This is a genomic window from Gemmatimonadota bacterium (assembly GCA_030747075.1).
In the GTDB taxonomy this organism is placed as follows: Bacteria; ARS69; ARS69; order ARS69; family ARS69; genus ARS69.
Window position 1 is genome coordinate 81,502 of the sequence record JASLLL010000004.1, and the last position, 21,841, is coordinate 103,342.

At 65.5% G+C, this 21,841-nt stretch carries 15 protein-coding genes; 10 read left to right on the forward strand and 5 right to left on the reverse strand.

Translation table 11 applies throughout. The features are described 5' to 3' along the window. The first annotated feature begins 280 nt into the window (after nucleotides 1–280). From QF819_02405 to QF819_02415, 3 genes are all read left to right on the forward strand, one after another. Entirely contained in the window at nucleotides 281–1,888 is a 1,608-nt protein-coding gene (locus QF819_02405; protein ID MDP6802012.1) for a FlgD immunoglobulin-like domain containing protein, read from the forward strand. 751 nt (nucleotides 1,889–2,639) lie between these two features. Next, entirely contained in the window at nucleotides 2,640–4,520 is a 1,881-nt protein-coding gene (locus QF819_02410; GenBank protein ID MDP6802013.1) for a bifunctional homocysteine S-methyltransferase/methylenetetrahydrofolate reductase, read from the forward strand. Continuing rightward, a complete protein-coding gene (locus tag QF819_02415) occupies nucleotides 4,521–6,230 on the forward strand; it encodes a 6-pyruvoyl-tetrahydropterin synthase-related protein (GenBank protein ID MDP6802014.1) in 1,710 nt (569 codons plus the stop codon). Here QF819_02415 and QF819_02420 read toward each other — a convergent pair. Further along, nucleotides 6,211–8,919: a pitrilysin family protein gene (locus QF819_02420; GenBank protein MDP6802015.1), complete on the reverse strand. Its 2,709-nt coding sequence runs from the start codon at nucleotides 8,917–8,919 to the stop codon at nucleotides 6,211–6,213. The two genes, QF819_02415 and QF819_02420, sit on opposite strands and share 20 nt — an antisense overlap. A 131-nt stretch (nucleotides 8,920–9,050) precedes the next feature. Here QF819_02420 and QF819_02425 point away from each other — a divergent pair, with 131 nt between their 5' ends. Both QF819_02425 and QF819_02430 read left to right on the forward strand, forming a co-directional pair. Beyond that, complete coding sequence (locus QF819_02425; protein ID MDP6802016.1) at nucleotides 9,051–10,136, forward strand: DUF933 domain-containing protein; 1,086 nt, start codon at nucleotides 9,051–9,053, stop codon at nucleotides 10,134–10,136. Further along, on the forward strand, nucleotides 10,136–11,971 hold the full coding sequence (locus tag QF819_02430) for an alkaline phosphatase family protein (protein MDP6802017.1): 1,836 nt from the start codon (nucleotides 10,136–10,138) through the stop codon (nucleotides 11,969–11,971). The genes QF819_02425 and QF819_02430 overlap by 1 nt, the downstream gene beginning before the upstream one ends. A gap of 51 nt (nucleotides 11,972–12,022) precedes the next feature. Here QF819_02430 and QF819_02435 read toward each other — a convergent pair whose 3' ends face one another. Next, nucleotides 12,023–13,144: a hypothetical protein gene (locus tag QF819_02435; protein ID MDP6802018.1), complete on the reverse strand. Its 1,122-nt coding sequence runs from the start codon at nucleotides 13,142–13,144 to the stop codon at nucleotides 12,023–12,025. Nucleotides 13,145–13,286: 142 nt separating this feature from the next. Between QF819_02435 and ytxJ the strand changes: the two genes are divergently transcribed. Continuing rightward, complete coding sequence (gene ytxJ / locus QF819_02440) at nucleotides 13,287–13,646, forward strand: bacillithiol system redox-active protein YtxJ (GenBank protein ID MDP6802019.1); 360 nt, start codon at nucleotides 13,287–13,289, stop codon at nucleotides 13,644–13,646. Next, on the forward strand, nucleotides 13,643–14,269 hold the full coding sequence (locus QF819_02445) for an NTP transferase domain-containing protein (GenBank protein MDP6802020.1): 627 nt from the start codon (nucleotides 13,643–13,645) through the stop codon (nucleotides 14,267–14,269). The genes ytxJ and QF819_02445 overlap by 4 nt, the downstream gene beginning before the upstream one ends. A 16-nt stretch (nucleotides 14,270–14,285) precedes the next feature. Here the strand turns inward: QF819_02445 and QF819_02450 are convergent, their stop codons facing one another. Continuing rightward, nucleotides 14,286–16,796, reverse strand: a complete 2,511-nt coding sequence (locus QF819_02450; protein ID MDP6802021.1) for a sigma 54-interacting transcriptional regulator — start codon at nucleotides 16,794–16,796, stop codon at nucleotides 14,286–14,288. 31 nt (nucleotides 16,797–16,827) lie between these two features. Beyond that, the gene (locus QF819_02455; GenBank protein MDP6802022.1) at nucleotides 16,828–17,133 is read right to left on the reverse strand and encodes a hypothetical protein; all 306 of its coding nucleotides are present in this window, start codon (nucleotides 17,131–17,133) and stop codon (nucleotides 16,828–16,830) included. 378 nt (nucleotides 17,134–17,511) lie between these two features. Between QF819_02455 and mobB the strand changes: the two genes are divergently transcribed. Next, entirely contained in the window at nucleotides 17,512–18,630 is a 1,119-nt protein-coding gene (mobB, locus tag QF819_02460; protein ID MDP6802023.1) for a molybdopterin-guanine dinucleotide biosynthesis protein B, read from the forward strand. A gap of 153 nt (nucleotides 18,631–18,783) precedes the next feature. After that, a complete protein-coding gene (locus QF819_02465; GenBank protein ID MDP6802024.1) occupies nucleotides 18,784–20,184 on the forward strand; it encodes a right-handed parallel beta-helix repeat-containing protein in 1,401 nt (466 codons plus the stop codon). A gap of 326 nt (nucleotides 20,185–20,510) precedes the next feature. Here the strand turns inward: QF819_02465 and QF819_02470 are convergent, their stop codons facing one another. After that, nucleotides 20,511–21,089: a hypothetical protein gene (locus QF819_02470; GenBank protein MDP6802025.1), complete on the reverse strand. Its 579-nt coding sequence runs from the start codon at nucleotides 21,087–21,089 to the stop codon at nucleotides 20,511–20,513. A 173-nt stretch (nucleotides 21,090–21,262) separates the two neighbouring features. On the opposite strand from QF819_02470, the gene QF819_02475 reads away from it, so the two are divergent. Further along, nucleotides 21,263–21,775: a hypothetical protein gene (locus tag QF819_02475; protein MDP6802026.1), complete on the forward strand. Its 513-nt coding sequence runs from the start codon at nucleotides 21,263–21,265 to the stop codon at nucleotides 21,773–21,775. Nucleotides 21,776–21,841 lie beyond the last annotated feature (66 nt).

Here is a 21,841-nt window from a genome sequence, read left to right on the forward strand (position 1 = left end):
GTGTGTGGATGTCCTGGTTGGGAGGACCCCGAAGGCCCTCCTCTTTCTGGGAGAGTTGGTTCCGGGTCCGTTTCGTTCAGTTCCTGCCAGAATGAGGGAGAGGGGGCCAGCGTTCCCTGATTTCCGTCTGATTTCCCGGAGACTCCCGTGTATTGACAAAGCCGCACCCGCGGATCCGGTCACCCCCCCCGGGAGGCGCTTGCACATTCCCAGGGTGTTTCGGTAAAATGGAAAACTGAACTGTCAGTCAGACCTCTCCTCGCGTCCCCGAGGTGTATCTATGATGCGGCTTCCCCCCGTGTTCGCATCGGCCCGGTCCTTTTCGACCTTGGCGCCGTGGCTGCTGGCCCTTTTGTTCGTAACCTGCGCCCTCCTTCCCGTGTCGGCTTCGGCGGTCTCCATTCGCACGGACGGGCTTCTGGAGGTGGACGGCGAGCCGTTCTACCCGCTGGGTCTTGTGGAGCTGGCGACCTATCGCTACGAAGACTGGAACGATCGCATTCGCCGGTCCCGGGCAAACATCGTCTGGGACATTGAGATTGCGTATGCGGACACCACTCCATCGTGTGCGGACATCGCGGACTCGGCTGCGGCGACGGGGTACTACATCATGCTGGGGTCGGGAGATACCTGGAACTGGGACGATCTCTCCACGCCCGAGCTTGAGGTCGATCAGAATATGTACGAACCCGCACTTCTGGACGCGGCTGTGCAGTGTCTGGATTCGCGTGGCGTGGGACCGCTTGTGGTGGCAAACCGGGACGAGCCCGTCTGGACGCTTTCACGGAACAAGCTCGGCGACATCGACCGCGCGCACATTTACGACACCTACGACCAGCTGAAGAGCGTTCTGCCGGATCGACCCGTGGCAATGAACTTCGCCCCGGTTCACCTCTCCGGAGACCGGGATTTGTGGAAGGCCGATGTGAGTACGTACATGGATGCGACCGACATTGTGATGTATGCCGCGTACCCGTTCCCGGGAGGGGAGGGGACATGCAGTTCGTACAATGTCATTGATTTTCCCGCGTGCAGACTCGACCGGCTGCCGGTGACGGCGGACATCTTCCTCGGCGAACTCAATCAGGCGGGTCAGCCGCTCTGGGTGATCGTGCAGGCGTTCAAGAATATCCCGCTGAAGGAGGCCCGGTGGCAGGCGTACACCTCGGTTGTTCACGGGGCGACGGGGATTTTCTGGGCGGGCTGGTCCTGGACTCACTTCCTGGGTGGGGGGCCGCCCACATGGCCGGTGGTGGAGCAGGTGATGGGTGAGGTCAGCGACCTGTACGATGTGCTCCTCTCCGAAGATGAAGCCGGAGCGTGGAGTGAGGAACCGGCGGTGGAAGTGCGAGCCAAGCGCGGTCCCGACGGAATGGTCACGCTCTTTGCGGTGGCCCGGAACGGTTTTGTGGGGTCGGCGCGGATCCACCTTCCGAATGCGGGGGTCGGTGGGGTGACGGTCCTGAATGAAGACCGGACGCTCCCCATGTCCAATCGCACGCTGGTCGATGATTTCGACGGCTACGAGGCGCATGTCTACAGGTACCGGGCGCGGATGTCCAGCCAGGGCGGATCGACTTCTGTCCCGGATGGTGTTCTCTTTCCGGCGGATCGATTCCGAATGGTGGTTGCGCCCAACCCCGCGACGGGGCCGGCTCGAGCACGGTTTCACCTTCCGCGAGCGGGGACGGTTCTCTTCACGGTGTACGATGCCTCCGGTCGTCGGGTTGCGGTCCCGGGCCGCGGGTCGTTTGCCGCAGGCGAGGGGGAGTTCTACTGGAACGGCCGGGATTTCTCCGGCCAGCCCGTCTCACCCGGCGTGTACTTCCTCAGCGGTCGGACTTCGGCCGGGGAAGAGGCCACGGCCAGGATCGTTCTGCGGCGCTAGTGGACCAGGCGGTCCAGAGCCGGATTAAGAGCCACTTTGGAGTTTTTTCCAGGGCGCTGTTTTTCCGGGGAACCTCCCGGGCTGACCGGGGTATTTCCTCCGACGCCGCCTGAGTTGAGGCTCTCGGGCGGTGCCGAAGGGGAAGTGCCAGGCTCGAATTGGGACATGGGACAAGGTCAGGGACCGGAACCCGGGGAGGACCCCCCCGGAACCTCCGGTCCCTTTCTCTTGGGTGGTGTTGCGGTGATTGTTGTTGGGGTTCACGCGCTGGCTCGCACGCCCGACATCGAGCGTGCGCCTTGCCCTTCCCTCATTCAGCTGCGGATCCTGGCATGGCTCAACAGCTTGCCCCTCCGGGAGGCGGGCGTCCGGGCGGGATGGCTGCAGAAAGGCCGCCGGTGCCGGGCGCTGAAAGGAGCCCGGTCTTCTGGGAAACAGCGCTCCGTAGGCCGAAGATGCGCAAATCGCCTCCTGGCAGCGTCCCTCCAGGGCGAAGATCAGGCGGGCCCGTCGTCTGCCCCGGGGGCGTAACTACCACTGCAGCCACCAGTTACCCAGTGTTGAGAGGTGACCGGTGCCTGCGAGGGAAAAACAACAATCTTCGGAACACAACCAACCGGAAGTGAGCGGGAAGGAGAGCTCCGGAGGGATCGCAAGGAAGACACCACCTCCTCGCAACACCACCTTTCTGTTGGCCCTGCGATCGGCCGCCGGGCTACCCTTCGCCGTTTCCAGGGGAGGTTGGAGAAGAATGGCCGGTCGTCACTTGCTGGAACGGCTCTCCCGGGGCGTCCTTGTTGGAGACGGGGCGATGGGCACCATGCTCTACGCCAAGGGTGTCTACATCAACCGCTGCTTCGACGAGCTCAACCTGACGGAACCGGATCTCGTGCGCGGCGTTCACTCCGGCTATGTCGAGGCCGGGGCGGACTTTCTGGAGACCAACACCTTCGGCGCAAACACCTTCAAGCTGGAACCCCACGGATTGGGCGATCGCGTCCCCGAGATCAACCGGCAGGGAGCGGAGATTGCGAGAGAGGCGGCGGGCGAGGAAGTCCTGGTCGCTGGTGCGATCGGGCCTTTGGGTGTTCCCATTGAACCGATCGGGCGCATCGCCTTTGAAGAGGCGCGCGCTGGTTTCCGGGACCAGGCGGAGGCGCTCGCGGAAGGGGGTGCCGATTTTCTCATCATGGAGACATTCCATCGGCTGGAGGAGATGCGCGAAGCCATCCGGGGAGCGCGGGAGGCGACCGATCTCCCCCTGGTCGCGCAGATGACCCTCACCGAGGAGAACGCGACCGCGCTGGGGGATCCCGCGGCGCAGGTTGCCGCCAGGCTCGAGGAGTGGGGCGCCGATGTGGTGGGGCTCAACTGCTCGGTCGGCCCTCGTCCGATGCTGAAGGCGCTGGAGGTCGTTCGGGAGTACACCGCACGGCCGCTGTCCGTCATGCCGAATGCGGGGATGCCGCGCCTTGTGGAAGGGCGGTACCTGTACCTGTCCTCTCCGGATTACTTCGCCAAGTATGCGCGCCGGTTCTTCCAGGCGGGCGCGAAGATCGTGGGCGGGTGCTGTGGTACCACCCCGGACCACATTCGTGCGGTGGCCGCGGCTGCCCGGGCGATTCCGCGCAAGACGGCTGCGCTTGAGCCCGCGCGAACGCCGGTGCGTCTTTCGCCCAAGGTGCTCCCGGAGGCGAAGGCGGTACCGAGTCGTGCGAAGTCGGCCTTTGCGGAGGCTCTTGCGAGTGGCCGTTTCGCCGTCTCCGTGGAGGTGTCGCCGCCGCGCGGTCCGGATCCGGCCCGCGTGCTGGAGCGCATCCGCCTTCTGGAAGAGGCGGGCGTGGATGCCGTGAACATCCCGGACGGCCCCCGGGCGAGTGCACGCATGAGTTCTCTCGCGCTGGCCGTGCTGGCGGGGCAGGAGACCGGCATCGAGGTCATCCTCCACTACTGCTGCCGCGACCGGAACCTGCTGGGGATGCAGTCGGACCTGCTCGGAGCGGGGCCGCTCGGGATTCGGAATCTCCTCATCGTTACGGGAGACCCCCCGAAGATGGGCGACTACCCGGACGCCACGGCGGTCTTCGATGTGGATTCCATCGGGCTGCTTCAGATTGCCGGTCGGTTGAACCACGGGCAGGACATTGCGGGGAACCCCATGAGCCAGCCCACCGCGCTGCATCTGGGTGTGGGTGTGAATCCCGCGGCCGTGAATCTCGACGAGGAGGTCCGGCGGTTTGAGTACAAAGTGGAAGCTGGAGCCGAGTACGCGCTGACCCAACCGGTCTACGATGTGTCGGTGCTGGAGCGGTTCATCCGCCGAACGGAGCACTGCCGGATTCCGACGCTGGCGGGCATTCTCCCGCTCAGAAGCCACCGGAATGCCGAGTTCCTGTCGAACGAGGTTCCCGGGATGGAAGTGCCGCGGTCGATCCTCGATCGAATGAAGGCAGCGCCGACGGGAGCGGAGGGCCGGGAGGAGGGCATCGCGATCGCGAAGGAAGCGCTTCGGGAATGCGCGCCGATGGTGCAGGGGGTCTATGTCATGCCGCCCTTCGGGAAGATCGACGTGGCGCTGGAAGTGGTGGCGGCCGTCCCCCCGGAGCTTCGCGCACCGAAGCAGGGGATGTAGGTGCTCCGCCGCCCATCGTCCGAGCGGCTTCTTCGCGCTCTTCTGCTGGGCGTGGTGGCGTGCCTGGCGGTACGCGGCCTGTTTGCGGCCAGCTGGTTTGAGTCCCATGAAGCCGCGTCATACCCGGCGCGAGTCGTGGAAGTTCTTCAGTGCTGGGAGGACGGAATGCCCTCCGCGCGCTGGTTCCCGGATCTCGCGGGGGGGCGCGGGTACCCGTTTCTTTCCTTCTACGCGCCCGGGCTCTTTTTCGCGGCGGCCGCGCTGGCGAAAGCGGGGCTGGGTGTGGCGGGCGGGCTGAAGGCCGTCACGATTCTGGCCGCACTTCTCGGCACGGTGGGTGCGTACCGTCTTGCGCGCATGGGGTGTGGATCGCCGTGCGCGCTGGTCGCGGCATCGCTCTACACGCACGCGCCGTATCTTCTGCGCGACCTCTGGGTTCGCGGTGACCTTGCCGAGTACCTGGCGCTGGGGATCCTGCCGTGGGCGATTCGCGCCGTGATTCGCCTGGCTCTGGGCGAAGCCTCCGGGACTCGGGCGATTCTCTCCGCGGCGGGATGGGTGGCGGCGGTTGCGTTGACTCACAATGTGGCCGGGCTTCTTGCGGGGGGGGCACTGGCGATTGCCACAATGGTCGCTCTCGCACCGGCGGGTCCGGAGCGGGGCCGGCGTTTCGCCGCAACCGTGCTGGCCGGGGTCGTGGCACTTCTTCTGTCCGCGTTCTTCTGGGTTCCCGCGCTTGCCGAGCGAGCGTGGGTGCGCCTGGATGCACTTCGCAGCGGGATCTTCGATGTGAATCGGAACTTCGTGGGATTCGCCGACCTCCTGAAGTGGGAGGGGGCGGAGCGGGTTTTTGTCCCCGGGAGCGCGGAGGAGATGGCCTTTGGGCTGGGCGCTGCGCTGGTGGTGCTTCCGACGGCGCTTCTTGCGCTACGGCAAGCGGACGCGGGGCGGCGTCTGGTGGTCGCCCTCGGGGCGGCACTTCTGCTGGCGGGAGTTGTGATGGCGACGCCTCTCTCCCGTCCGCTTTACGGAAGTGTTCCGCTGCTGTCGTATGTGGGCTTCCCGTGGCGGTTTCTTTCGCTGGCGTCTCTGGGTGCGGCACTGCTGGGCGCCGCAGGGCTGGCGGGACTCCTCTCCGGGCGACCGCGCCTGCGCGTGGCGGTGTGCGGGGTCGTGTGCTGCGGGACGGTAGTGGTGGCGCAGGATCTGTCCCGACCGGTCGCGCCGCTGGATCTCACGCCGCGCCTGCTTGATCCCGTCGCGTACCGATCGGGCGATTTTACCGCCACCTCCGCGGACGAGTATCTTCCCGTCTGGGTCACCGCTTCCACCGAGCCTCCCTTTCACGATGGCGTGTGGATTGACGGCCGGGCGCGACTCCGCAAAGTGGAGAGACTCGCGGCACGGTGGACAATGGAGATCGAGACGACCGGTCCGGCCACGGTTGTCCTGCGGGAGTACTTCTACCCCGGGTGGGAGGGGGTCGATCGGGGTCGCGCCGTTCCTGTCCGCCCGGTGCAGGGCTCGGGTTTCGTCGCGTTTGACCTCCCCGCCGGAGAGTGGCGGGAAGTTTCCGTTCGCCTGCACCCGCGATCCGCGCGCCGAACCGCGCGGTGCATCTCCGCCTTGACGGCGCTCGTCGCGCTGGTGGCGCTCTCGGTCTCCTTCCGGCGAAGCCTCTGTCGGCGCCCTACTGCTGGACCATCCTGAGAATCGCCGACGGAGCGAACACCTCTGCCGCCAGCGACGATACCTGCTGGAATGTGACCGCGCGCAGATTCTCCGGGGCGCGGGTGTAGGATTCGAAACCGCCGTTTCCCTCCGCAACCGCGAGCCGCCAGGCGAGCACCGCGTTGTCCTGTCGGGACAGAACATGGGAGTTGATCAGTCGCATGACGGCGTCTTCAAAGTTTTTCCGCGGCAGGCCTTCTTCGGAGTACCGCACGAGATCCTCCTCAAACATCGCGAGAATCTCGTCGAAGCGTTCGCGCTTCACATCATTCTCGATGATCCACATGCCCGGGCCACGGGCCTCCCAGAAGCGAATCCAGCTCCGGTACGAAACGCCTTCGCCATAGACATACTTGTAGAAGTGATCGTTCCCCGCCATCCGGCTCAGCACGCGGGACGGAATCTGATCCGCATCGGTCCACAGTGCGCCCGGGCGGCCCCAGTTCACGGTCCAGTAGTCCTTGCCGAGCGGAATCACCTTCGTCTCCGGCGAAGGTGCCCAGTCCACGGTCTCAGCGGGAGGGAGCGGACCGGCGCGCCGATTCGGAACATCCGCCCAGTGCGAGGCCAGCCACTCGGCGGCGTGGTGCGGATCGACATCGCCCACGAGGGTGACCACGACCCGATCCGCGGTCCAGTGGGCCTTGTGGAACGCCGCGAGATCATCGGAAGAAATGGCGGAGATGGACTCCTCCGTCCCGACCGTAGGCCGACCGTAGGGGTGGCCTTCGAAAGCACTCACATAGAACTGCTGCTTGATGTACTCGAGGTTGTTCTCCGGAAGGGTGCGGATTTCGGTGAGGAGGTCTTCCCGAACCTTGGACATCTCCTTCGGGTCGAACTGAGGGAAGAAGGTCGTCTCCTTGAGGATGGTGAGAGCTTCGCGCCAGGTGTCCGCCGTTCCCCGGAGGTGGCGCCCCGCGGAGTCGCGGTAGTCCACATTCCGCGATGTGTTGGCCCGGCTTCCGATGGATGCGTGCGCCGTCGCCGTCATGGCGAGTGAGCCGAGGAGTTGACCAAGTTCGCTCTGATCAAAGGAGCGTGTTGCGCGGAGGCCGAGTTCGGAGACGAACCGGTTGATGCCGGCCTGCGAAGCGGGTTCCACCCACTGCCCGCCGAGGATGCGTGCGCTAGCTGCGAGAACACGCGACGCGTCGGACGGACTCACCAGAAGGCGAAGACCGTTGGAGAATCGAAACCGCACGATCCCGTCTTCGCGACCGGTCTCCTCGAAGGCGAGCGGATCGACGGGTGGCGGCTTCAGCAACCCGGGTCGCTGGAGGGAAGGCTGCGGTGTGTCCTCGGCACCGGCGGTGGCAATCGGGCCGGGGAGGGCGGTCGACGGGTCGAAGCCTTCCGGGTAGACCGTGACCGTCACGAGCTTTCGGGGGCTGATGTGCCGGGCGGCGGCTTCCGCCACTTCATCGGGCGTGACCAGCGACAGCATCCGCACCCAGCGGTTCGCGCGTTTCGTGCCGAGGCGGCTGGCGAGAAAGCCGAGTCGCTCGGCACGGTCGGCATAGGTCGCTCGTTCCCGCGCTTCCTGCGCGAGGAGTCCGCGCCGCACATCTTCGAAAATGGTGGATGGAATGGCGCTCGGATTGAACCCGACCAGATAGTCCTGGAGGAAGGCACGCACGGCGGGCCCGCGCTCCGGGTCCAGGCGGGCCGTGATCTGGAAGGCACCGTAGTCGCGCATGAAGTAGTGACTGGCTTGCGCGGAGGTCACCCATTTCTCCTGATCGATGAGCGGTTGCTGGAGTCCCCACACCGGGTGGTTCATGAGTGCGGCCAGCATGGTGAGTGCTGCCGTGTCGTCGGGGCCTTCGCGCGTGACCACGCCCGTGAGGACAGTGGCCCGGGTGGCCTGCGGGACGAACTCCTCGCGGGAGCGCGGGCCGCGGATCTCCGGCTCCATGACCCCCAGCTCGAAGCTCGACGGACCGGGTTCCCGGCCACTCCATTCCTCCCGCACGAGTTCCACCATCCGGTCCGGGTCGAAGTCTCCGGCAATGGAGAGGATCATGTGGTTGGGCGTGAAGCGCTCGCGGTAGTAGGCCTCGGTTGCGTGCATCTCCAGTTCGCGGATGGCCTTCTCCGTTCCGATCACGGGCCGCCCGTAGGGGTGCGCCGTGAACGCCAGCTCGCTCCATGCGTGGTCCACCATCCGTTCGGGCTGTTCCTGTCCTCGGAACATCTCCTGCAGAACCACGCGCTTCTCGTCTTCGAACCACTCTTCTTCGAACTTGAGGTCCAGGAGTGCTTCCCGGTAGAGGGAGAGAGCCTCGGCGAAGTTCTCCTTCGGCGTTTCGAATCCGAAGTTGATCTCGTCGTCCCAGGTCCACCCTCCGGCCTCGCGACCGAGCAGGCTCATTTCTTTTCGATACATGGTCGGCGGGAGGTTGGGGGTTCCGCCCTTGAAGACGAGATGTTCGATGTAGTGCAGAGATCCCTGATAGTACTCGTCTTCGGTGCGTCCCCCTGTGGTGACAAACCCCGAGAGGGCGATGACCGGATGCGCGTTCCCCGGAGAGAGAAGCAGCGTGAGACCGTTGTCGAGGACGACTTCCCGGAAAGCCGGGGAAGGGTTCCCGGCGGCGGTCGGTGTTGCGAGACCAGCCGCGACGAGGAGTAGGGGAAGCGCGGCACGGGCAATGTGAGCGAGCATGGCAATCTCTCCGGAAGTTCAGGGGACCGATGACGGCAGGCTAGCACGCGTGCGCGGGGTCGGCATACGGCGGGGACGCTTGCCGCTGTCGGTTTGACCCTCTATGATGCGCCGAATCAAGGGGGATGGTGGTGAATATCGGGATAGTCGGGCTTCCTTCCTCAGGGAAGTCCACGCTCTTCAATGCGCTGACTCGCGGGGCGGCCGAGACGGGTCGATTCGGCTCGGGCCGGGCGGAGATCAATCAGGGGCGGGTGCTCGTTCCTGACGAGCGTCTCGGATGGTTGGCAGGAGTGTACTCTCCAAAGAAGCGGACCCCCGCGTCGGTGGACTTTCTGGATGCACCGGGTGTGCGGCCCGGCGACTCCGCACGCGGTGCGGCGAGCCTGATCTCTGACCTCCGGACGGTGGAGGCGCTTCTTCAGGTCGTGCGCGTGTTTCCGGACGATTCGGTGCCGTCGCCATCCGGTTCCGTGGATGCGGTGCGGGATGCACAGGATCTGGACGCGGAGTTTCTGCTTGCCGATCTGGCGGTTGCGGAGAACCGGTTGAAGCGGCTGGAGTCGGATCGGAGCAAGGGCCTCTCGACGCCCGAACTGGCGGAGGAAGAAGCCGTACTCGGTCGAGTTCGTGACGGACTGGAAGAGGGCACCGCGATCCGATGCCTCGGGCTTGATCGTAGGGAGATGCTTCGGCTGAAGGGTTTCGCGTTTCTCTCCGCGAAGCCGCAGATTCTCGTCGGGAATGTGGGTGAGGAGGAACCGGGCGGAGGAAGTGCCGACGCGGGTCTTCGGCAACTTGCGTCGGAAACGGGGAGGGAGTATCTGGCGGTATCCGCGCAGATCGAGTCGGAGATTGCACGGATGGATGAGGAAGAGGCGGGCGCGTTTCTGGAAGATCTGGGTATTGCGGAGGCCAGTCGGGGTCGTGTGATCCGTACATGCTTCGACCTTCTCTCACTCATCTCGTTCTTCACATTCGGCGAGGACGAGTGCAAGGCATGGACGCTACCGAAAGGATCCAGCGCGGTGGAGGCGGCGGGGAAGATTCACTCGGACATTTCGCGGGGCTTCATCCGGGCGGAGATTGAGCCATTCGAGGAGTTCAAGGCTGCCGGAACATGGGCCGCCGCCAAGGATGCGGGGAAGTTTCGCCTGGAAGGCCGGGACTATGTCATGCGCGACGGGGACTGCGTCGTGTTCCGGTTCAACGTCTGATGGGCGGCTTCCTGCGAGCGTTTCGAGCCGGACTGATTGCCGCCATCACCGGGGCGGCGGGCTACGCGCTTCTGGAACTGGCCTTCTTCGCGCGACGAAACCACCTGCTTCCCTGGGATCCCGGACATGGAGTGCTGGGGATTGTGTTCTTCGCCATGCACCTGGGCGTGGCGGTCGCGGCTTGCGCGCTGGGGGCGGCCCTTGGAGCGCGCATTTCCAGAGATGGCGCAGGCGTGCTCTCGTCGGCACTTCCGGTCGCGGCACTTCTGGCCGTCCACTGGCTCACCTGGTATCGCGAGCGAATGAACGCGCTGCCGAGAGACTTCGCCGGAACGGCCGTGTCGCTGGGGATCGTGTTGCTGCTGCTGGTCGCAGCGGTCGCCGTGGCGCTTCTCTTCCGGAAGCGAGGATCGTCCGGGCGACGCATCGTGCGCGGAACGGCGGGCCTGATTGTTCTGGCGGGCGTGGTGCAGGTCGTGATGGCTCGCCCGGTGGCGGAAGCGGAGAGAAGCGTTCCGCGCCCGGAGACGGATCGCCTGAGAGCAGCGGACACCGGACAGCGCGTCGTCGTCTTTGGGTTCGACGGGGCGACATGGGCCGTGCTGGATCCGTTGATGGAGGCGGGGAAACTTCCGAATCTTGCGGCGCTTGTGTCGCGCGGACGCACCTTTGACCTGCGGACGATTCGCCCGACCTTCTCGCCGGTGATCTGGACTTCGGTGGCCACGGGGAAGACGCGTTTCCATCACTCCATTCACGATGTCGTACAGACCCGGCTTCCCGGAGGCACCCGGTTGCCGAGGTCGCTTCGGCGCACCGCCTTCTTGACGAAGACGACGGGCGTCTTCTTCCGCGCGCTGAATGGCCGCCGCCTGCTGAGGGTGGAGCCGTACCGGAGCGATCATCTCGATGCGACCTCCGTGTTTGAGGCGGCTTCCGAGGCGGGCGTTCGCACGAATCTCGTGGAGTGGTATGTCACCTGGCCCGCGAGACCGCTGGAGGGCGTGACGGTGTCGGACCGGTTTCACCTACCGGTGTATGGCGGAGTTCCGCTGACGGGCCTGGTACTGCCCGAGGCGTTGGAAGCGCCGCTGGCGAAGTTCCGCCTCACGCCGGACGAGGTGCCGGTGGAGACGGTTCGCCGATTCTACGACACCACCGGCCTCGACGAGGCGGGCATGAGCGCATGGGAAGAAGGACACCCGGAGTTCGTGACGGAACTCCGGCACAACATCGCGCGGGACTTGACCACGCGCGATGTGACGGTGGACCTCCTGGCTCGAGATGCAAAATGGCGACTGTTCGGGACCTACTTCCGCGCGGTCGATCTGACTCACCATCTGACATGGGGACTCCGCACGAAGGAGGGGACCGTGGACGGGGATGCCGCGCTGCGCCTGCGCCCGGCCATCGATCGATACCATGAGTTCATGGACGAAGTGGTGGGTGATGTGCTGGCGGCCGTCCCCGAGGATGCGGTGGTTCTCATGCTCTCCGACCACGGGTATGAGTCGCGTTATGCGCACTCTCGCGCGCCGGACGGGTTCGCCATTCTGGCGGGGGGCGCGACGGAACCCTCTGCCGTGCGTGGCACGCTGGACATCTACGAGGTGGCCCCGACGGTGGCGGCGCTTGTGGGGCTTCCCGTTGCGGAGGATCTGGAAGCGCGGCCCCGGATGGATCTGCTGAGCCCGGACTTTGCCGCCGAGTATTCGGTGCGGAGCGTTTCGACCTGGGAGCGCGCGGGAGGGGCGGGCGGGGAAGTGTCGGCGGACACGCGCGGGGCCGCCGACGCGGAAGTGGAGCGCCTCCGCGCCCTCGGGTACATCCAGTAAGTTGTGGAGAGGCTGGCCTCTGCGACCGGCTCTCTCCACAACGCGACCGGGTCAGTCGGCCCAGTTCGCCACGAAGACATTCGTCTCTCCCATCACGCTGCCGTTGCGATTCGACGCGAACGCCAGTCGTTTCCCGTCCGGGCTGAACATCGGGAACGCATCGAAGGAAGGGCAGAATGTGACCCGTTCCAGGCCGGATCCGTCCAGATTGACGAGATAGAGATCGAAGTTTCGCCCCTGCGGATCTCCCAGATTGGAGGAGAAGATGATGCGTTCTCCATCCGGCGTGAAGAAGGGGCAGAAGTTCGCGGCTCCGCTGTCGGTGACCCGCGTCTTGTCGGTTCCATCCGCATTCATCCAGTAGATGTCCAACTGGCCCGGGCGAATGAGTCCTTCGCGGAGGAGGCGCTGGTAGTCTTCGAGTGCTTCCCCTGTCGGACGGCTTGCGCGGTAGCAGATCTTCGATCCGTCGGGTGAGAAGAAGGGGCCGCCGTCGTAGCCGGGATCGTCGGTGAGTCTGAGGACCTCGGACCCGTCAGGGCGCATCCGGTAGATGTCGAGGTCGCCGTCGCGCGTGGAAGTGAAGAGTACCCACTCACCGTCCGGAGAGAGCGTGGCTTCCGCGTCGTAGACTCCCGAATCAGTGATGCGGACGAGATCCGACCCGTCGTCCCTGGCCGTGTAGATGTCGTACCCGGAGTAAATGGGCCAGACATAGCCGCGAGAGAAGTCCGGTGGAGGCGGGCACTCCTTCGAAGCCGCGTGCGTGGATGAGAAGATGATGCGATCCGTTCCCGGGATGAAATAGGAGCAGGTCGTCCGCCCGAGACCGGTGGAGACGAGCGCGTTCCCTGAACCGTCCGCGTTCATGACGAAGATCTGGTCGCAGCCCTCGTCCTGCGGCGTGGCCTGATAGATGAGGCGCTTGCTGTCCGGAGCCCAGTAGGCCTCGGCGTTTTGACCTCCGAAGGTCAACTGAACGACACCCGTCAGGTGATCCTCCCCGTCGAAATGGAGACCTTGTGGTTCCCCCGCAGCCTCGGCGTGATGGGCGTGTGCGTGGGGGTGTTCCGATCCCTCCCCCTCCCCGGCCGCGGCGGCGCCGGGCATGATAAGCAGACAGAGCAGCGCGAAGAATGCCGGGGTGGCCCGGCCGAAGGTCTTGCAGGACATTTTGAACTCCTGGAAAGTCGGCCGGGGGCCGGGGGCCGGGGACGGTTGCCTGACGGACCCGGAAAGGTACACAATCCCCGAAGTTCCGAGTAGCACGGAGCGATTCCCCGTACGACTTCCACCCCGAACGACTGGAGAGGTGATGATCGACCCGGTTCTTCTCACGACAGTGGCTGAGATTGACTCCCTCCTTGCGGAATCCCGCGACAGGATCGCCCTTCTCTTCAAACACAGCGTGACCTGTCCCGTCTCGGACGCCGCCTTCGCGGAGTTTCATGCATTCCTGGAGAGCATCGACTCCGAGGGAGAAACGATGCTGTTCGCCGCAGTGATCGAGATCCAGAACGCGCGCCCTGTCTCCGCGGCCGTGGCGGAGCGAACCGGTGTTCGCCATGAGTCGCCCCAGGCGATCGTGTTCCAGGACGAGGAGGCCATCTGGCACGCCAGCCACCAGGCGATCACCGCGGCATCGTTGCGGGACACGGTCGAGTCGGTGTGGTGACGCCGCCCCCCGTGGCTCTGGTGCTGGCGGGGGGGGCGTCGCGGCGACTGGGCAGGCCGAAGGCGCTTCTGGAGTTTGGCGATCGGTCAGCGATGAGGCTCGTGCTCGACTCGTTGGAGGCGGCCGGCGTGCGGTCGGGGGCGGTGGTCACGGGAAGTGACGCGGATGCCACCCTGGCCGTCGATCCCGCGCCCTTCGCCTTTGTCCGCAACCCGAACCCGGCGGCGGGTCGCATGGGGAGCATCCTCGCCGGGATGGCCCTGGCACCGCCCGCCGCGGATGTGGTTCTCTGGCCGGTGGATCGTCCGCTGGCCTCTACCAACACGCTGGCCGCGCTTCTCGTCGCGCGCCCCCTGCCGGATGCGGAGGGGCACGCCGCCACACCCTGGGTGGTCATCCCGCGAGCCGACGGCGGCTGTGGACACCCCGTGATCCTGGGGGCTGCCTTCTGCGCGACCCTCCACGCTCAGCCGCCGGACGCCAGCCTGCGAACCGCGATGGCGGCGCCCGGAGTCCTTCGGGTGGAAGTGCCGGTAGCTGACCCCGGCATCCACCACAACCTCGACACGGACGACGCCTACACGCGCGCCCTCGCTTGGTGGGAAGCACGCACCACTCCCTGATCCGGAGGCGCCTCGGCTACTCCAAGCCGCCTCCTCCAGTGACATAGACCTTGCCACGCTCGCGGAACCCCCCACGGGTCAGGCCTTCCTCCCGGATCTGATCCAGCAGTCCGAAGCGGTGCAGTCTCTTGTTCAGGGACCTCCGCGAAATCCCCAGCCTCCGCGCGGCCCGGTGCTGACTTCCTCCGTCCAGTCTGAGCGCTTGCAGGATCTCCTCCTTTTCGTAAGTGGTAAGCCGCGCAGGGAGATCCTCCGGGGACTGGGCCTGGTTCAAGTGCCCACTGAAGCGGGTGGATCCGGCGGCGTATTCGATCTCCTTTGTCCCGATCTCCGTCCGGCTGTCCGGGGTGAGGAGCGCCGCCGAGTGAATCAGGCTGAACAGCTCCCGGATGTTCCCCGGCCAGGAATAGGTCGAAAGCAGGTTTCTCCCCTCCACGGAGATCTCCCTCGGGGGAGAGCCCTCGGTGCTCCGGACCACGCGCAGGGCCAGCGCGAGAAGAAGATCGAAGTCCTCCCTCCGTTCCCTGAGTGCGGGCACCGCCACGCAGAGTCCACCGAGGCGGTAGGCGAGGTCCGGGAGGAACTCCCCATGCATCGCCAGTTCGTGGAGGTTCCGATTCGTCGCGAAGACGAAGCGCGCGTTCGCGGGGAATGAACGGTGTCCTCCCACGGGCCGGACCTCGTGCCGGTCCAGCACATGCAGGAGGTTCGCCTGCATGGAGGAGGATGCCTTGTCGATTTCGTCGAGGAAGACCGTGCCGCTTCTGGCCGCCCGAATGAGTCCGGGCTTCTCCGCTTCCGCTCCGGTGAAGGCTCCGCGCACATGGCCGAACAGTTCCGACTCCTGGAGCGTCTCCGGCAGAGATGCGCAGTTCACCACCAGAAACGGTTCCTCCGGCGAACTGCCGGACCGGTGGAGAATCTCCGCGAAGGAGGTCTTCCCCGCGCCGCTTTCACCCAGAATGAGCACCGGCCTGGAGCTCTTCGCATAGTGACACGCCCGGTCCAGAGCGGACCGGAAGCGACGGGAACGCCACGGGATGGCCAGCGCCGTCCGGGCCATCGGAGTGGTCCGGTCCACCGGTTCTTCTTTGAGGTCGTGGAGTTCCAGAATGTCCTCTGTCACCCTTTCGTGAAGCGTCAGCGATGCCGGGTCTTCCTCTTCGGCGGACCGGGTCGCCGCCTCAAGGAGCGCGGCTCCCAGCGGGCTGTTGAGCTCTCCCAGCACCTCTCCGGCGGATGCCAGGCAGCGCCGGGCACGATCGGGCCGGTTCTCTTCTCCCAGCGCCCGGGCGATCTCCAGGAGTGTCCGTCCCACCTCAAACGGAACATGAATGCTCCTCAGACGACGCAGTGCCGCACGCAACCGGTCGTGTCCCGCTCGGCGGCGCCCCCTCGCACACAGGACGATTCCGTACGCGCGGATTGTGAGCGCTTCCTCTTTGGTGTCCCCGTTGCTTCCGCAGATGTCCAGTCCCTTGCGGACCCAACGCTCCGCGTCGGCGGGCTCTCCAAGCCGGAGTCGGTTCAGCCCGATTCTCCACGCCAGCTCTCCAGCGACTTCCCCGCCGGGGGAGGTCTCCCGCACAGACTCCCACGCCTGCCGATAGTGGTCCGCAGCGCCCGGGTAGTCCTTCCGATGCGAGAGCAGGTCTCCCAGGTCTTCATGCGCGAGGGCTGTGGCGTGCGGGTCGGTTTCCGGATCCGGGTCCGAGAGTACGGATCTCCAGAGGGCCTCCGCCTCGGAGGCTCTTCCGAGCTGGAACAGGATCCGTGCACGGGAAATGCGGCAGAAGAGAACGCCGCGCCACGCCGACTCCTCTGCCAGTGCCACGGCGCGCCCGCTGTACTCCTGCGCGGCGGAGAGGTCTCCGGTCAGACGCGCCACCACCGAAATGTCGAGCGCGATCCGGGCCACCATGGACGGTGCCCCCAACTCCGCGAAGCCCTCATAAGCCTCCAGGCGAAGTGCGAGCGCTTCCGCGTAGTGCGCGCGGATACGGTGGATGCGTGCGAGTCCCAGCTTGGCCAGCGCGATATTCCGCGCTTCGCCGAGTCGTTCCGCAGCCCCGAGCGACTCGTACATGGCTTGAATGGCCGGCCGGGTCCGCCCCTGCGACTGAAGCGCATGCCCCAGCCAGCGGGCCGTCTCCGGAATCCACCGGTCGGTTCCCAGGGCGCGGAGTCTTGCGAGGCTTTCGGTGCAAGCCCGGACGCACTCTTCGGGATCTCCGCCGTGGCTTGCATCCCAGCCCGTCATGGCGTCCAGGGCGACACCCGCCACTCCGTCGCGGTCGATCCTCCGGACGAGGTCATCGCTCGTCTCCCGGAATCCTGCGCGGTCCGCAAGAATGGCATGGCACAGCGCCAGTTGGAGCAGTGCGTCGTGTCGAGCGTCTTCCGTGATGTCGTGGTCTGTAAGGAGTTCCTTCAGGGCTTCTGCCGCGATGGCGAACTCGCCCCGGACAAGCGTTTCTTGAATCCGGTCCCGCAGGATCCCGGACTCCGTGATGCCGGCTATAACCATGAGTACGGCTCCGGTTCGAAGGGTGGAGGGATCACGATCTCGGGAGTCGGACAAGGATCTGGCAGGCGATACGGACCCAGCGGTCCTTCGCCGTGGCGCGCGGTGCGGGTGTCTGATTCACCCTCGGGCGCGCGGAGCGGTCAGTTCCGTCCGTGGCGGGAATGGCCGCCCGGTCGAGGAACGCCCCGGCAGGGGCTTCCGGCTCTCCGTCTGTGAGGATCTCCCGGATGTTCAGCGAGGGGATCAACTCTGCGCGAGCACTCCCCACCGGAACCAGAAGGAGCGCGGCCCACAGACCGGCGAGCGTTCCGATCTTCGAGTATTTGTGCATATTCATCGCCGCCTTTCAGGACCGGGCGATGCCCGGATGGCTCGTGTACCCGGATCTCTCCGGGCAGAGGCGGACGCTCGGGTCCGCCGGACGGTCCCGGACTCCGCGAGGATCGTGCCAGTTTCGTTCCCGAACCGGGGGTCCCCTGATGCCACGAAGGGCGATTCCTCGACGGTCCCTCTCGGGAACCGGAACGCAAGGGCCAGAGAACCGGCCCTTGGTGGCCATATTACTGAAAGTGACAAGCCAAAACTGACATTTTTACCCGACGCTTTGCAAAAATACCCTGGTGTTGCCCGGCATCTCCTATCCCTCGCGGGGGGCTCCGGCCCTGCGCGGAGATTGCATCGGGCGAAATCCCGCTGGATGGGCTATTCTGCCCCCATGATGCCTACTTCACCGAATTCAGCCTCTGTCTTCCCGACTCCGGCGGGGCCGGTTCTCGCCGTCTGCGGGTGGAGCGGATCCGGGAAGACGACGCTTCTGGACCGCGTGATTCCGGAGATCACTGCTCGCGGGCTGTCCGTGGCGGCGCTCAAGCACGATGCCCACGGCCTGAAGGTGGATCCGCGGGGGAAGGACTCGGATCGCCTCTTCCGGGCGGGTGCCGATGTTGTCCTCCATGCGCCGGGCCAGTCGCTCATCCGTCGGCATGCTCCCGCCGGGGGAGAGCTGCCCTCGGTGGTGGCCGCGCTTCTCGGCGAGTACGACCTCGTCCTTGTGGAGGGGCACAAGGGAACTCCGCTGCCCAAGGTCTGGCTTCGGAATGAAGCCGGGGACGATCCTCCTCCGGAAGTCACGGAGATCCTCCACGATCTCCCATGGGACTCCGACCGGCCTTCCGCGTTCTTGCATCTGCTGGATTCGTGGCTTCCGACCGCCTGGCGGAGACCTCCCGTCCATGCCGGCGTGCTCATCGGTGGCGGCAGCCGAAGGATGGGGCGTCCCAAGCACCTCCTGCGCGTCGATGGGCGGACCTTCGTCGAACACGCGGTCGAGACGCTGTCTCCGCTGGTGGACGGGGTGGTCCTGCTCGGCAGCGGGGATCTCCCCGCTTCCTGCCGGGAATTGCCGTGTCTTCCGGACCCTCCCGGTCTCGGCGGACCGCTGTCAGGGATACTGGGCGCGCTCCGGTGGGCTCCGGCGGCCACCTGGATGGTCGTCGCCTGCGACCTCCCGAGGATCGGTCCGGAAGCCATCTCCTGGCTGCTGGACCAGCGTGCTCCCGGGGTCCATGCCGTGCTTCCCCGGCGGGATGCGGCGGGCGTCGAGCCGCTGCTTGCGCTGTATGACGCGCGGGTCCGGGTTCTGCTGGAGCGGCTGGCCGCCGCGCGCTGTCTGGCACCCTCCGCGCTGGCCCCCCACGCCCGGGTACAGACGCCCATTCCCCCGAAGGCCATTCTGGGATCGTGGCAGAATGTCAACACGCCGGAGGATCTGGCCCGCATATCCAGGCCGCACGAGGCGGATTCGGGCGAAATCAGCGATTCCGGGGCCGTTTAGCGGGGGATATCCCGCCTCTCCGAACAAAACACGAGTATTCGTCCCGTAAAGTTTGTAAACTTCCGTCACGCGCCGCAACAACGATGTTCTCCCCCCAGACCCGGGGCGGTGCGAATCAGCGGATCTTCGACCCTCGCGAAAGGGGATCGCGTCATGCGTAAGGCACACATTCTGATTTGTGGGGGACTCGTCGTCCTTCTGGCCACCGCGGCCGGTGCGGCGACGGTATTTGTGCCCGCAGATTATCCCACGATCCAGCAGGCCATCGACGGTTCCGTGGCGGGCGACCAGATCATCGTTTCGCCGGGAACTTACGAGGAACAGCTCGTCCTTGCCAAGGATGTCACCGTGACCGGCTCCGGTCCCGGCGTCACCGTGGTCCGTTCACCGGACACGCTCACCGAGTACTTCACGACGAGCGCGAACAACTACCCGGTCGTGTATTTCACCGGCACGCTCAACGCAGTCGTTGAAGAGCTGACGGTGGACGGAGCGGGGAAGGGAAATGCGAACAGCCGGTTCATCGGAGTCGGCTTCTACAACGCGGGTGGTTCGCTCCTGAACTGCACCGTCACCGATGTGCGGGACACGCCGTTCAGCGGCGCGCAACATGGGGTTGGCATCTACGCCTACTCCGACGGCGGCGGCTACCCGACTCACAATGTGCTGCTCTCCCGGTGCCGTGTGACGGACTATCAGAAGGCGGGCATCGTGATGAACGGCACCCAGCTTCTGGGCACCGTGACCGAGTGCATCGTGTCCGGCGCCGGGCAGACCTCCGTGACCGCACAGAATGGGATCCAGTTCGGTTACGGATGCAGCGGCATGGTCAACACCTGTCAGGTGCGGGACCATTCGTACACGGGCGCGTCGTGGACCGCGTCCGGGATTCTCGCGTATCAGGCGGGGAATCTGGATGTCGTTTCCTGCCCGCAGATCGCGCACAACCAGATGGGCGCCTACTTCGTCATGACTTCCGGCACCTTTACCGACAACACCCTCTATTCCGGCGCACTGGGGCAAGGTGCGGGGGGTAGCTACTGGGGGCTTGGTGTGGATCGGGAGGGAGCCCATTCGCCCGCTCCTGCGGTCTGGACCGAAGACCTGCTGCCGCCGTTGGCCGGGCGAAGCACGACCACGGTTCTCGTGAACTCGTGCAGCTTTGCGGGGGACGGTACAGGCTCCGGCACCGGGATCGGCGCATGGGCGCAAAACGGAGACAATGTTTCGCTGTCCGTGGATACCTGCGACATCACCCAGTGGACCTGGGGTGTGGAGGTGTGGGACGACGGGTCGGCTGCGGCTTCCGTCGGAGTTCACAGTTGCTGCATTCGCTCCAACACGAGCGAAGGTGTGGTGAACTACACCGCCACGGATGTCATCGCGACCAACAACTGGTGGGGAAGCACGAGCGGTCCTTCGGGCGAGGGGCCGGGAACGGGAGACGCGGTTTCCACCGGAGTAGTCTTTGCTCCGTGGCTCTCCTACAATCCCTGCAACCCGGTTTCCGTCGAAGATGTCTCCTGGGGCCGCGTGAAGGGATTCTACCGGTAGTGCACTTCGGCCGCCCGTGCGCGGCGGTCGGACGCACCGAAGAAAAAGGGCCCGGACGCACAGGGAGGCGTCCGGGCCTGATCGCGTTCCGAGGCGGGAGGTGGCGGATCGTTCTCTGCTCTGCAGGCGACCCGAGCCATCCCCCCTCGGGTCTCCACCACCTCGCCGCCATCGGAACGGGAAGCTGATTTCCAGCGCTCGGTCCACTGAGCACCACGGACCAGTTTACGAGTACCGGGTCAGGAAAGCAAGAACCAGGGACAAGAAAATGCCCCGGCTCCGACTCTCCGGCAAGGGGCGGGAACCGTTCCCGCCCCCCGGTGGAGCTACTCGTTGTAGCGCTCCTTGTACATCTCCCGGAGCGCGGCGGCTTCTTCCACCGAAAGCCCCTTCATCCAGAGGTGGTCCTTCCCGGTCAGGAAGGTCTCCACCTTCTGGCGGTACTTGTTGCCCATCTCCTCGCTCTTCAGCTCCGCGGCCTCGATCACGGCCGGGAGGAAATCCATGTAGAAGTGCTTGGAGACCTCGTACATACCGTGCCAGTGCGTATAGTCCGGGCCCATCATGCTGGCACCGTGCCGTGCGCGACGGCCTTCGTGGTGCCAGAGTTCCCAGAAGATCCACTGCACATTGTGCTCGAACGGCGCGTCGGGCTTCAGGACGCCGTCGGCCTTGAGGTCGGTCATGAACTGCTTGGCGGGCTTGGCGAACTTCTCGTTGTACAGCACGACGAGGCTGTCGAACTGCTCGTAGAAGTTCTTCGTGTGCGTGTCGCTGTGGCAGTTCCGGCAGGCGCCCATCATCTTCTCCCGCCGTTCCTCCCAGGTGACGACCTCCGCGACTTTCCGCTCCACCGACTTCTTCACCAGCTCGTAGTCCTCGACGACCTTCTCGATGGTGTTCACCTTCGAGCCGACCTCCGGGATCGCGCACTCGGCTACCGTCCTCCGGCACCCGAAGCGATCGAGCCGCTGCCACTCCGGCTCGTCGCAGGTCTAACTTAGAGAGTGGTACAACATGTCCCGGGCAGGTCACGGGGATCTTCCAGTTCCTCTTCGGGTGGGACGGGGGCGCGGGCGTGCGCGGCACTCTTCATCGGGGAGCGGCGGTGCTGTTCTCGGTCGGGTGCGTGTGGCACCTCATCTACCTGTGTACGGCGCGTGGCCGCCAGTTCCTGCGTGACATGTGGCCGCGGATCTCGGACGGGGCGGATCTCTGGAACATGCTGCTCCACAACCTCGGGCGCCCGGAGTCCCCGCCGCGCTTCGGACGATTCAGCTTTGTGGAGAAGATGGAATACTGGGCGCTCATCTGGGGATCGGTCATCATGGCGGGGACCGGCCTCTTCCTCTGGTTCGACAATGTGGCCGTTCAGTACATCCCCAAGGGAGTGCTGGATGTTCTCCTGATCATCCACTTCCTGGAAGCAGTGCTGGCGACGCTCGCGATTGCCATCTGGCACTTCTATTTCACCGTGCTGCGGCCGGGCGTGTACCCGGGGAATCCATCGTGGCTGACGGGGAAGATGCCGCTGGAAATGCACCGCCACGAGCATCCGGCGGAGTACGATGCGGAGGATGTGGACGCGTAGGGGAGACCCGGCCACTTGGCGCCGTGTGGTATACTCCACGCATGAACCGCATCCTGCTCTTCGCAT